Origin of the sequence: Hyalangium sp., from assembly GCF_035629615.1 — a bacterium.
Lineage (GTDB): Bacteria > Myxococcota > Myxococcia > Myxococcales > Myxococcaceae > Hyalangium.
In genome coordinates this window covers 1-11,979 of the sequence record NZ_DASPHO010000288.1, presented here as the reverse complement: position 1 = coordinate 11,979, position 11,979 = coordinate 1, and the positions used below count along the sequence as shown (strand labels likewise).

The following is an 11,979-nucleotide window of genomic DNA, read 5'->3' as shown; positions in this document are numbered from 1 at the left end:
GGGGCCAGGTGCGCACTCGCCGTGGGCAACCCCAGATGCTCCACAATCGCTCTCACCCCTCCTGCTCCCTTCACGTACGCCAACACCCTTAAGCCTGCCTCCACACCTCAAGCACGCGAACACATCCAGGGCGAACGTCCTTTTCAGCAGCCCGGCCCAGTCCAAACGGGGTGTGCGCTCCTTCCTCGGCTCCTCCACCATCGCGGCAAAGGCGGGGCTCTCCTCCTCCAGCCCCGGCTCCGCCCCTGCTTGAGGGAGTGGCCAGCGTCCAGGACACCCCGAGCCCCCGCAGGAGGGGTATCTCCCATGGGCGGGGGGCGGGCCCTGCCTGGGGAGTGGGTGCTGGGGTGGCGGGGTGGCTCGTCTCGCTGCCGCCCGCCATGTTCGCGAAGTGCCGCGCCTCCTCGGGGCGCTGGAACTGGAGGAGCGCCTGAGAGATGAGGCGGGCCGTGTCTGGCTTCGGCGCTCTGGCGAACATCCGCTGCGCCAGGGCGAGGGCAATCGAGGACTCTCCCGTCAGCAGGTGGACTCGCAGCGTGGCAGAGAGCACCTCATGCGAGGAGGTGCGGGACAGTTCACGCAGCACCGCGGCGCCACAGCCCTGCTGGACCAGAATCCGGCCTTGTAACTCCACGGCCTGAGCGTGGGTCCTGGCGTTTCTCGTCAAGGCCTCGGCTCTCCGCGCAAGCCGGAGGGCACGGCCCAGCGAGCCACTCTGGTGGGCCTTCCGGGCGCGGGCGAGCAGCCGGGCTGTGTACGCCTCTGCGGCCTCGGGCCATGTCGCCTCGAAGCAGCGGGCCAGGTAGCTCATCACGGGCAGGACAAGGAAGGTGCCCCGCAGGTTGTACTGGGAGGAGAGGAGGAGAGTGCTGGCGATCAACAAGAGGAAAATGCAGCCCAACTGCCACCGGTTGAAGATCTTCCAGAGGGTCCCCTTGCAGCGCCAGATGCTCCAGCGCAGAGCGATCTCTTCGAGCAGGGGGTGCGCGTCTCTTGTGGCCAACGTAGAAAGTCCCATCTCTCACAGCATACCTACCAGGTCCGGAGCGTTTCAGGTAGGGAGACGAGTTGCTCACGGCGGAGCGGCTTCGGGAAAGCGGTGGGGGTCGCCTTCCGCGAGCCACTCGAGGATGCGAGCGACGTCCGTGTGCTTGCCGTCGAGGTTCGGGTATTCGATGAGGCGGACGCCCGCTTGGGAGACGCGATCGCGGCGAATGCCCTGGAGGGCGCCCTTGGGCATCAGGGCGAAGTGGCGCGGGGGTTGATCTCCCGAGAGCGCGCGGACCTGGGAGAAGAGGCTCTCGAAGTTGTCGTCCACCAGGCCGAAGCCGACGAAGAGGATGGGGCAGGACAGGAAGAGGGCGGAGAAGGTGGTCCGGAAGAGCGGGTCGGCCCAGATGACGCGATCATACTGAGAGCGGGTGAAGACCCAGGAGGAGCGATCCAGGAGCGTGCCGTGAAGCTTGTAGATGAACTGGCGGCGCCGCGCGAGATCCGCCTGGGGCCTCGAGAGAGCAGGCCAGCCGATGAGGGCACGCTCGAGGAAATGGTCGAGGTTGGTGGTGAGGGCGGCTCGCAGCTTGGGTTCGAGCTTTGAAATGGCGTGAAGCGCTGGCGGCAGGTCACGCTTTTTGTCGTTGAGGTGCCGCTCGACGAAGGTGCCGAACTCGGAACCACCGAAGAGTTGATAGGCGGCAGAGAGGGCATCCACGAGATCACCTCGGCTGACGAGTTCTTCCATCTCCGCGATGCGTGAGGGCGGATCACTGCGGCCACGCGCATGGGCGATGGTGAACTCTACGAGCTTCTTCCAGCCAGGGAGGCCGGCAGCGGAGGATGTGCCAGCGCCCGCGAAGAGGACAAGGTCTCCCGCGTCGTAGAACTCGCATAGCTCTGTCAGCGCCGGGTCCGAGATAAGGGGAGGAGAGGTGGAGGCGGTCATCGAGAGGGTGTAGAAGAAGAGCCACAAAGATTTCAGCGAGGCAACACCGAAAGGATGTCACGGAGCGTCTGATAGTCAGAACGGCCTTCGAGGTGTCGCAACTCGTCGAGAAGCCGCTCTGCATTGGCGCGATGGATTCGCAACGCATGAGGGTCCTTGGTGGAGATCGCCAGCATGGCAAGCCTGAATTCGGTGGCAATTACAGCCATCTTGCTCTGTGTATCAAGGGGGGCTGCATTGGCCAGGGACTGGGTCAGGTCGAGGGCTTGCTGGAGGAAGGAGTGGGCCTCATCCAAATGCCCCTGTCGCTCAGCCACGTTGCCGAGCTCGTGGAGCATGCCGGACAGATTGTACTGAAGGGAGGCTTTGGAGGGCTCTGTCTTTGCCAGGGACTGGGTCAGATCGAAGGCCTGCTGGAGGAAGGAGCGGGCCTCGTCCAAGCGCCCCTGTCGCTCAGCCACGCTGCCGAGTTGGTGGAGGATGACGGACAGGTCGTACTGAAGGGAGGCTTTGGAGGGTTCTGCCTTAGCCAGGAGCTGGATCAGGCTGAGGGACTGCTGGGAGAAGGAGCGGGCCTCATCCAAGCGCCCCTGGTGCAGAGCCACGTTGCCGAGCTTGTAGAGGGTGAGGGAGAGGTCGTGCTCAAGGGTGTCGTCGTAAGGGGCTGCCTTGACAATGACTTGGATGAGACCCAAGGACTCCTCGAAGAAGAAGCGGGCCTCGTCCAGGCGTCCCTGTTGCAGAGCCACGTCGCCGAGGCCATGGGGGATAACCCAGAGATCGCGCTGAACGAAGTCGGGGGGGGCCTCGGTCAGAGGGGAGTGGCTCCATAGGCCGAGGGCTTGCTGGAACAAAGAGCGGGCCTCGTCCAGGCGTCCCTGCTCTCGAGCCACCTTGCCGAGCCTCTGCAGGATGACGGACAGGTCGTATTTGGCGAGAAATGAGTTCGGGGCTTGGGCTTCGAGTTGGCGTGCAATTTCCAGCCCTGCATCGAACTCTTGGCGCGCTTGTTCCAGGTTGTTGTGGCTGGATTCCAGGTCCCCGCGTTCTTGATGGGCTGCCAGCTGGATTCTCAGCAAGACGGCATTGTCCTGAGCGCCCGCTCGCAGCGCTTCGAGGAGCTTGGAGGACGACTCCAACAACTCCTTGCGAACCTGCGCTGTGCCACTCAAGGGTGCTAGTTTCCGGTCAATCGCGAAGACGACCTGGTCGGCTACCGCGAGGGCCTCCGCGAGGCGTTGCTGGGCCAGGGCGCGCTGGCGGAGAGCGTAGAAGGCCAGCCCAGAAACAAACACTAGGCCTATGAGAATGAAGGCCCCTATCGCCGCCAAGGTTTGCCTGCGCCGACGCTCTCGCTTCTCCGCACCCCGGAGGAACTGCCGCGCGAGATAGGTAATCGGAGAGGCTTCTCGAAGATAGGCCAGCCTGCCGCCCGAAGGCAGGTTGTCCGAAAGAGAGCCCGTGCTCTCCCATAGGCGGGCCGCTGACTCTAGCGTCCCACGCAGCTCCAGTGCTGGGCGAGCCTCCTCGATCCACCGGCGGAACGTGGCCCAGCGCATGAGCAAGGCTTCGTGGACGAGGTCAACACGATCCTGCCCTTCCGCCTGAGTCGCTACGATGAGACGTACCGGGGCTGGAGCTGTGTCTGACTCCGCGGGGCTACGGCCACCGGAGAGACGTGTCAGGACCCACGCAGTGTTGTCGCCTCCTGCGGCCTCCAGCGCCTCCGCACGCGTGAGGGACCGGCGCGAGACCTTGCCCCCCTGCGAGGTGACAAGGGCCAGGAGCAATCTGCGTGCGTGGTCCTTGCCCTCCGCGCCCAGAGAGCCCAGGAGCTGGTCCGCACTGCCAGTGAGCGAGCCCAGGATACCGCCCTGATCGTCGTAGGTCTTGTGCGTGAGCAGGTGGCCGGAGCGTCCCTCCCAGAGGACAAGCAGTGCATGCGCCAGCAGAGGAAGGCCCGACTCGATGCTCGAGACGTCTTCCAGGAGCCGCTCGGGCAGACCCGCCTGCCAGCGCCCCCCCCCCAGCTCCGCTGGCTTCGTAATGGCCGCCCGGAAGCCCACGGGGCTCATGGGGGGCAGGGTGTAGCGCGAGGCCCTTGTCTGGAGCAGCGGCGCCAACTGCTCCATCGAGCCGAGATGCTCCGAGAAGTCACTGCGGATCGCCGTGACGAGATAGAAGGGAACACCCGTATCTTTCAGGGCCGCGGCCAAACATCGAGCGAAGCCCTCGACGGATTTCTTCTCCGCCAGGGTGCAGAGCTCTTCGAATTGATCGACGAGCAGCAAGAAACCGCTCCCTGCCGGAGCATGTTGCCGCACGAAGTTGGTGAGCGCTGTCTCCGAAGAGCTCAGCTGCTGGAAGAACTCATCGAGCGAGGCTCCCTCGGGCCGCAGCGCCTTGAACACCGCCTGAGCGAGGCTGAGCAACGGTTGCCTGCCCGGGCGCAGTTCGGCCACGCTCCAGCGCTCCGAAGCGCCGCCCACCCAGCCGCCCAGGCGCACCTTGTGGAGCAGCCCAGCGCGGGCAAAGGAGGACTTGCCTGCGCCGCTGGCACCTTCCACCTGGAGCCATCGCTCGTGTCCCTCGGGCGTGTTGCCCAACTTCTGAAGCGCCGCGCTGATCTCGGTGTCTCGGCCGAAGAAGAGGTGGGCCTTGTGCTCGTCGAAGGATTCAAGGCCTGGGAAGGGGCTCTCCTCTGACAGCGAAACGGTGGGTGCCGGGACAGGGCTGGGGGCACCCGAAGCCACCGCCGAAACCTCAGCCTCGGGAGTGCCTGCTATTGCCGCGAGGAACTGGCGGGCCTGGGTGTGCTGGCCGTCAGGGTTGGCGTACTCGATGAGATGGATGCCGGCGCGCTCCAAATTCAGGCGGCGCTGACCCTGGACGGTGCCCGAGGGCACCAGGGCGAAATTTCGGGGTGGGTGGTCTCCCGCCAGCGCACGCACCTGCGATAGGACGGCCGAGAGATCCTCACTCTCCAGATCGTGCCCGACGAAGAGGACGGGAAAGGAGCTGAAGAACCGCTCGAGCGTCTTCTGACTCCCGCGGTGTCCCCAGGTGGCCTGATCGTAGTCGTCGCGGGTGAAGACCCAGGAGGAGCGGTCCAGGAGGGTGCCGTGCAGTTTGAGGATGAAGCGCCGCTGCTGGTAGAGGCCGTCAGGCACCGTCCAGAGGCAGGGCCAGTAGCCACCGAAAGCGTGCTCCAGGGTGTGATCGAGGTTGGTGGTGAGCACGGCCTTCAGGCGCGGGGACAGCGCGGCGATGGCCTGTGCGAGGGGAGGAACGGGCAGGCTCTGGTCATCGAGCATCTCCTCGATGAGGTTCATGCACTTGAGGCGGCCGAGGATCCGCGCGGCGACGGAGAGCGCATCGACGAGCTTGCCACTCTGGAGCCAAGCCAGCATTTCCTCCCGGTGGGCGGGCGCCTGGTTCATCCCGGGAAGATCGGCGAGTGCGCTCACAATCTTGGCCCAGGAGGGCAGCCTCGCGGCGGTGGAGAGAGCAGCGCCCGCGAAGACGACGAGGCTCCTCTGGGAGTAGGCCTCGCGCAGCTCGTTGAGCGCCTGTTCCTCACCGGCTCCCGGTCTCAAGGGCTGCCCCCTTTCCATGGGTGGACAGATTACCAAGGGGAGGGGCGTGGCGGTAGATCACACGGAGGCGAGGCGGACGGCCTGATGGAAGCGCTGGGAGAGGGTGAAGTCCAGGGGAGCGTTGGGGGATTGAATCAGGTGGTGGGCGCGCAGGAAGGGCAGCCAGGCGCAAGGCCCCACCACCACAGCCGCTTCGAGCAAGGAGCTGCGAGGCACCCAGCGACCGTCGAGGTGTTTGACGAGCAATTCCCCCAGGTAGCCGCCGAGCATGGGCACCAGCCTGGCGCGCTGGTCAGTGGGCATGTACTCAGAGAACTCGGCCCAGCGCTCGCGCAGCACGTAGTCATCCACCGCGATGATGGACTCAGGCTTCTCGCCCAGGACGGAGTCGATCTGGGTGTGAAGGACGGCGATGAGGTCCTCGGCCATCGTCTCGTAGAAGGCGATCTTGCGCGTGCGGGCCTCGACATCCGAGTGGACTTCCTGAGCGGGGAGCCACTCGGAGACGGGGGGAGGGCGGAAGCGGTTGTAGCGTTCAATCTCCTGACGGAGGGTAGACAAGCCCGTCGAGCGCTGGAGGATGAGTTCGATGACACCAGCGATGTCCGGGTCGAAGTCTTTGTCCAGGGGTCGGAAGGTGAGGCTGCACTCGGCGAGGGAGTGCTCGACGTCTTCGAGGCGAAGCTCGGGGCGCACCTCCGGCTGCCTCCGCCGGTACGCCCACCCGCGCTCCTCCACCCGCTCCTCCCCTGCCACACCTTTCCAGGGCACACGCTCCTGTCCGCCTCCCACGGGGTTCTCGTGAGCCCTGGGAACTCAGGCCGCTTGCGTCCAAGCAGATTGCCCCTGTTGGGCCGCATGTGCCCCCAGTGGGCCCCTCCAGCGGGGATAAGAACGGGACGAGACGGGACGAGACGGGACGGAGCGGGGGAATGATCCGATGTGAGATCAAGGCGTTAGCCGGTAACAGCGCGACCTGCTTAGGGTTTTGCTTCCGCCTTGTTACGGGTTCGATTCCCGCCACCTCCACTGCAAGGCTGCTCAGGCCCCCACCACCTTCTCCGAGGGCTCGAGGGTGCGCCGCAGCACTTCCGTCAACCGCTCCAGATCCACCAGCCTGAGGTGGCGAATCTGGAGGTGGAACCGCAGGTTGTGGACGTGCCCAAGGACCTCGGGACGGAAGCGGGCATGCTGCGCGAAGTGCCGTTTCACCATCTCGAGGTAGCGCTCGACCCGCTCCTCGTCCCTCTCCCGCGTTCCCTTGCCAGGCCAGGAGCGCGCGCCGCGCACGGCCTGCCTCAAGTCCTCCGCCGTGCAGTCCGAGAAGGGCTTCGTGAGCTGCAGCCCTCCTCGGCGCGGGATCTGGATGGGCGTGGGACCCGGCTCGTCCGTGTCCACGTTCCAGATATGAATACAAGCCAGCCGCAGGTACTCCAAGAGCGCCCCGAGGCTGGCCATGCCGTACTTCTCGCAGACCGGCAGGCGGAAGTGGTGCTCCACCGCGCCGTACATCGTCAGCGTCGCGTGCGAGAGCACTCGAACATGGCGACGGAAGTACTCGCGGGTGGTCCCGTACCCGCGATTCACGGCCAGCCGGTGGGCGACGATGTGATTGTAGAGCTGGCCAATCCGGTAGTGGCCTGCCGTACCCTGCATCAAGCTCTGGAGGATGGAGTCGTGGGCCTGCTCGAGGGTCATCGTTCGCGGGATGCGCTCTGCGCTCTGCTCGGACATAGGTGTTCTCCTGGGTCTGCGGAGTGGGTGCACCGCCGCCAGAGCAGGAGTCAGGCCACTGGAAAAACCTCGTGGTTCCAAGGGCTTTGACGCACGAAGGAGGCTCGGTGTCTCACCTCGTGGACGGGACGGTCCATGAATCGAGACGGTTCCAGGGACTCCGAGGATGATCCGCCCCCTCCCAGGAAGGGCTCCACCCCCATCATAATGTTGCGGTATGCCAGTCTGCACTTCTGCCGAGAACCGGGCAGCGAGGCACGCACGTGACGGGGTATTGTGGCGCCCTCGAATGCGTTCCCTGCTTCTCTTCCTCGTCCTGTCCGCGGGACTGACCGCGCGGGCCCAGGACGGCACTGGCGCCGTGCCCTACGTGCTGCCCCCGCGAGCCCTCACGAACGAGATCTCCTCTTCGCTGGGCCTCCTCACGGGTGGCTACTCGTACTCGGGGGGGAGCTGGGACGACCTCTATGCCGCCTCCGTGACGAGGGGCCACTACCTCTTCAACGGCTTCACCGCGGAGGCGGGGATGCTGTCGCTCACGCCGCTGGAGCGCGGCGGCCCCAAGATGAGCACGACCGTGAGCGTGCGGCTGGGCTACACCGGCGTGCGCTGGAGCGTGCTGGCCGGGCCCCTGCTGCAGGCCACCTACCCCTCGACGCCCATCCTCACGGTGCTGCCCTCGGTGCGGGCGCTCTACCAATGGGGGAAGGTGACGGTGGACGCGGGCCTGCTGGATCTGGTGGGCCTGGTGCCCGCGCACGTGGGGGTCTCCTACGGCCCGGTGGGCCTGGCCTACGTGCTGCCGCTGGGCGCGCGGGCCCATGTGCGCATCCCCCTCTCGGACCGGGCGGGCATCCAGGTGGAGGGCTTCGCCTTCCGCCTCGGCAGTGCCCACAGCTCCATGCTCACCGTGGGCCTGGTGGGCAACCCTCAGTCCTCCCGCCCTGGAGGAGCACCGTGAGCCGCCGCCTCCTGCTCGCCCTGCCCCTGCTGCTGGCCGCGTGCAGTGAGCGGCCGAGCTTCGATCCGGACGTGGTGAAGGCCACCCGGCTGGGCGAGGGGCTCCCCGCGGGCTTCATGCTGGGCACCTCCACCGCCGCCCACCAGGTGGAGGGGGGCAATGAGAACCAGTGGTCCGTGTGGGAGCGCGGCCAGTGGCCGGATGGCCGTCCGCATATCAAGGATGGGGCGCTGTCCGGTGCGGCCACGGACTCGTGGAACCGCTTCGACGAGGACGTGCGGCTGATGGAGCGGCTGGGCTCCAACGCCTACCGCTTCAGCGTGGAGTGGGCCCGGCTGCAGCCCACGCCGGAGGCATGGGACACGGAGGCCCTGGCGCGCTACCAGCAGTGGGCGCGCACGCTGCGGCAGAAGGGCATCACCCCGCTGGTGACGCTCTACCACTTCACCCTGCCCACCTGGGTGGCGGACACGGGCGGCTGGGAGAACGCCGCCACGCTGGAGGCCTTCGAGGCGTACGTGGCGCGCGTGGCCGAGGCGCTGGGGGGCGAGGTGGACTGGTGGTGTACGATCAACGAGCCCAACGTCTACGCGGTGCTGGGCTATCTGGAAGGGGAGTGGCCTCCCGGCAAGCAGGACATGAAGGCGACGGCCACCGTGCTCTCCCACCTCCTCGAGGCCCATGCCCTCGCGGCTCGGCAGCTCCGCCTGAAGGACACGGTGGACGCGGATGGAGACGGCCATGCCACCCGTGTGGGACTGGCTCACCATGTGCGCGTCTTCCAGCCAGCCAGTGGCACCACGGCGGACACCACCGTGGCGGCCCTCACCGACAGCTTCTTCAACGAGAGCGTGGTCGAGTCGGTGCGCACCGGCCGCATCCGCCTCTCCGTGCCGGGCCAGGTGAGCATTGACCGCGAGGTGGCGGACCTGAAGGGCTCCATCGACTACCTCGGCATCAACTACTACACGCGGGACTACGTCCGGCAGTACCTGGGCGAGCCCGCGCTGTCGCGCCAGTACGTGCCGCGAGGCCGGGAGAAGAACGATCTGGGCTGGGAGCTCTACCCGGAGGGCCTCTACCTCTTCCTCACCCGCTACGCGAAGCTCGGCCTGCCCCTCATGGTCACCGAGAATGGCATGGCAGATCACAGCGGCGAGCGCCGCCCCTACTTCCTCCAGAGCCACGTGTACGCCGTGGAGCAGGCGCGCGCGCAGGGGGTGGAGGTGCTCGGGTACTTCCACTGGAGCTTGCTGGACAACTTCGAGTGGGCGGAGGGCTACGAGCCGAAGTTCGGCCTCTTCGCGGTGGATCTGGCCAGCCCGGAGAAGACTCGCACGGACACCCCCGCCGTGGCCACCTTCCAGGACATCGCCCGTAACCTCGGTCTCACTCCCCTTCCCTAGCTTCCCGGACACACCCGTGGTGGTTTCTCATAGGATGCGCTGATCTCCCGAATGTCCGAGCCTCCCGCCAAGAAGCGCTCCCGGCGCACCGAACCGGCTCCCGCCCCCGAGCCGGGCAAGCCTGCCGCCAGCAAGCGCGCCGCGCCCGCCCCCGGTCCGAGGAAGGGCGCTCGTGGCTCGGAGGAGCCGGCCCCGGCCGCCGAGCCTCCCGAGGCCCCGCAGACTTCGAGTGCCCGCAGCCTCTCCCTGGCGGCGCTCGTCGAGAGCGTCCCCGACGCCGTCTTCACCAAGGATCTGCAGGGCCGCTACCTGCTCATCAACGAGGCCGGGGCGCGTCTCCTTGGCCGCACCGTGGAGCAGGTGGTGGGACGAACGGACTCGGAGCTCCTCCGGCCCGAGGCCGCCGCGGCGCGGATTGCCAGGGACCGGCAGGTGTTCGCCACGGGCCGCGCGGTCACCTACGAGGACGTGGAGCACGCCCCGGAAGGCGTGCGCGTGTGGCTGTCCGTCATCGGCCCGCTGAAGGACACCGAAGGCAACGTGTTCGGCCTGTTCGGCAGCACCCGCGACATCACCTCCTACCAGCACGTGGAGGAGGAGCAGGCGCTGAATGTGGAGCGGCTGCGCCTGGTCATGGATGCGGCCCAGGTGAGCACGTGGGACTGGGACATCCAGGCCGGGCGGATCCGCTGGTCCGAGAACATCACCTCCCTCCTCGGGGGTGTGCCGGGAGGACCGGGGGACACATACGAGGCCTTCCTCCAGCGGGTGCTGGCCGAGGATCGCTCCCGGTTCGCGCAGCAGGTGGCCGCCGCGCTCAAGGCCCCGGCGGACTTCGACGCCGAGTTCCGGATGTACGTGCCCACCGGGGCGCCCCGGTGGATGCGCGCGAAGGTGCGGGTGCTGTCCCGGGGCGGCCGGGCCCTGCGGATGCTGGGCACGCTGAGGGATGTCACCCGCGAGCTGCTGCTGGAGGAGGAGTCCCGCCGGGCGGTGGACTTCCAGGAGCAGCTCGTCGGCATCGTCAGCCACGACATCCGCAGCCCGCTGGGGGCCATCATCTCCTGGGCGCGCATCATGGCCGTGGGCGGCCCGCCGCCCGAGGAGCAGCAGCGCACCTTCAAGCGCATCACCTCCGCCGCGCTGCGCATCGAGCGGCTCACCCGGCTGCTGCTGGACTTCGCCCGGGCGCGGCTGGGCGGGGGCATCACCCTGGAGCCGCGGCGCGGAGACATGCGCGATCTGATCCAGAAGGTGACGCACGAGTTCCGCGTGGCGTACCCGGAGCGCTCCGTGGTGTGTGAGGTGGAGGGCGCCGACACGCACGGGAGCTGGGATCCGGATCGGCTGGGGCAGGTGCTCTCGAACCTGCTGGAGAACGCCCTCAAGTACAGCCCTCCGGACACGCAGGTGCGGCTGTTGGCTCGCGGGGACAAGGAGCAGGTGGTGCTCATGGTGCACAACCAGGGCAAGCCCATCCCCCCCGAGCTGATGCCCCACATCTTCGAGCCCTTCCGGCGCGGGCCCCAGGCCTCCCGCACGGCGAAGACGAGCTACGGGCTTGGGCTCTACATCGTGCAGGAGATCGTCCACGCCCATGGGGGGACGATCGAGGTGCGCTCCAACCTCGAGGAGGGCACCACCTTCAGCGTGCAGCTGCCGCGCCTGCCGCCCGCGGCGCTGGAGCTGATCAAGCGCCGCGCTCCGGCTGCTCCTCACCGCAGCTGAGGGCGACTCAGGAGGGCACGCCCTCCCGTTTCTCGATCACGAGAGCGCTGGCCTCCCAGCGACACTGGCCAGGAGGAGGAGCAGCTCCGTGGGCTCGACGGGCTTGGAGACATGCTGGGTGAAGCCCGCGACGAGCGCCTGCCGACGATCCTCCCAGCGGGCGTATGCCGTCAGCGCTACCGCGGGCGTCAGGCCCCCCTCCGAGGGCGGAAGCTGGCGAACCTTCTGGATGAAGGTGTAGCCGTCCTCCCCCGGCATCCCGATGTCCGAGACGAGCACGTCGGGCCTGGAGCGCTTCAGCACCTCGAGGCCTTCAGCCGCCGAGGCGGCAACGGAGACCCGCACGCCGCAGCTCTCGAGCATGTCCTGGAGCATCTCCCGGGTGTCTGCCTCGTCGTCCACCAGCAGCACGTGCTTCCCAGCCAGACTGGGTGGGCAGACCATCGTGTGGAGCTCGGTGGGCCGGGCCTCGCGTGGCCTCACACCGGCGTTCACCGGGCGCGTCGTCGTGAGCGGGAGCTGCACCGAGAAGGTGGCACCCTTCCCCTCACCTTCGCTGTGCGCCGTGATGATCCCGCCGTGCAGCTCGACCAGGTGCTTGACGATGGAGAG

At 67.3% G+C, this 11,979-nt stretch carries 9 protein-coding genes; 3 read left to right on the top strand and 6 right to left on the bottom strand.

The window, feature by feature from the left end; genetic code table 11:
• Positions 1 to 88 precede the first annotated feature (88 nt).
• The 5 genes from VD972_RS14620 to VD972_RS14600 all read right to left on the bottom strand — a co-directional run bounded on the left by VD972_RS14620 (position 89) and on the right by VD972_RS14600 (position 7,272).
• Positions 89 to 1,003: a hypothetical protein gene (locus VD972_RS14620; RefSeq protein ID WP_324987017.1), complete on the bottom strand. Its 915-nt coding sequence runs from the start codon at positions 1,001 to 1,003 to the stop codon at positions 89 to 91.
• A 69-nt stretch (positions 1,004 to 1,072) separates the two neighbouring features.
• On the bottom strand, positions 1,073 to 1,969 hold the full coding sequence (locus VD972_RS14615) for an SIR2 family protein (protein WP_324987014.1): 897 nt from the start codon (positions 1,967 to 1,969) through the stop codon (positions 1,073 to 1,075).
• A 5-nt stretch (positions 1,970 to 1,974) separates the two neighbouring features.
• Positions 1,975 to 5,538, bottom strand: coding sequence for a tetratricopeptide repeat protein (locus VD972_RS14610; RefSeq protein WP_324987011.1), 3,564 nt, complete (start codon positions 5,536 to 5,538; stop codon positions 1,975 to 1,977).
• A 57-nt stretch (positions 5,539 to 5,595) separates the two neighbouring features.
• On the bottom strand, positions 5,596 to 6,309 hold the full coding sequence (locus tag VD972_RS14605; protein ID WP_324987009.1) for a hypothetical protein: 714 nt from the start codon (positions 6,307 to 6,309) through the stop codon (positions 5,596 to 5,598).
• 270 nt (positions 6,310 to 6,579) lie between these two features.
• Positions 6,580 to 7,272, bottom strand: a complete 693-nt coding sequence (locus VD972_RS14600; protein WP_324987006.1) for a hypothetical protein — start codon at positions 7,270 to 7,272, stop codon at positions 6,580 to 6,582.
• Between the two features lie 289 nt (positions 7,273 to 7,561).
• Between VD972_RS14600 and VD972_RS14595 the strand changes: the two genes are divergently transcribed.
• Genes VD972_RS14595 through VD972_RS14585 form a run of 3 tightly spaced genes read left to right on the top strand, consistent with a single transcriptional unit; the run spans position 7,562 to position 11,367 of the window.
• A complete protein-coding gene (locus tag VD972_RS14595; protein WP_324987002.1) occupies positions 7,562 to 8,233 on the top strand; it encodes a hypothetical protein in 672 nt (223 codons plus the stop codon).
• On the top strand, positions 8,230 to 9,639 hold the full coding sequence (locus VD972_RS14590; RefSeq protein ID WP_324986999.1) for a glycoside hydrolase family 1 protein: 1,410 nt from the start codon (positions 8,230 to 8,232) through the stop codon (positions 9,637 to 9,639). Before VD972_RS14595 ends, VD972_RS14590 begins: the two co-directional genes overlap by 4 nt.
• A gap of 51 nt (positions 9,640 to 9,690) precedes the next feature.
• Positions 9,691 to 11,367, top strand: a complete 1,677-nt coding sequence (locus VD972_RS14585) for a sensor histidine kinase (RefSeq protein WP_324986996.1) — start codon at positions 9,691 to 9,693, stop codon at positions 11,365 to 11,367.
• Between the two features lie 36 nt (positions 11,368 to 11,403).
• Here the strand turns inward: VD972_RS14585 and VD972_RS14580 are convergent.
• A partial coding sequence (locus VD972_RS14580; protein ID WP_324986993.1) for a response regulator occupies positions 11,404 to 11,979 on the bottom strand: 576 nt, incomplete at its 5' end.

Coding starts and splice junctions, on each gene's coding strand:
- VD972_RS14600 (WP_324987006.1), bottom strand. CDS start 7,272: ATGTCCGAGCAGAGCGCAGAGCGCATCCCGCGAACGATGACCCTCGAG.
- VD972_RS14585 (WP_324986996.1), top strand. CDS start 9,691: ATGTCCGAGCCTCCCGCCAAGAAGCGCTCCCGGCGCACCGAACCGGCT.
- VD972_RS14595 (WP_324987002.1), top strand. CDS start 7,562: ATGCGTTCCCTGCTTCTCTTCCTCGTCCTGTCCGCGGGACTGACCGCG.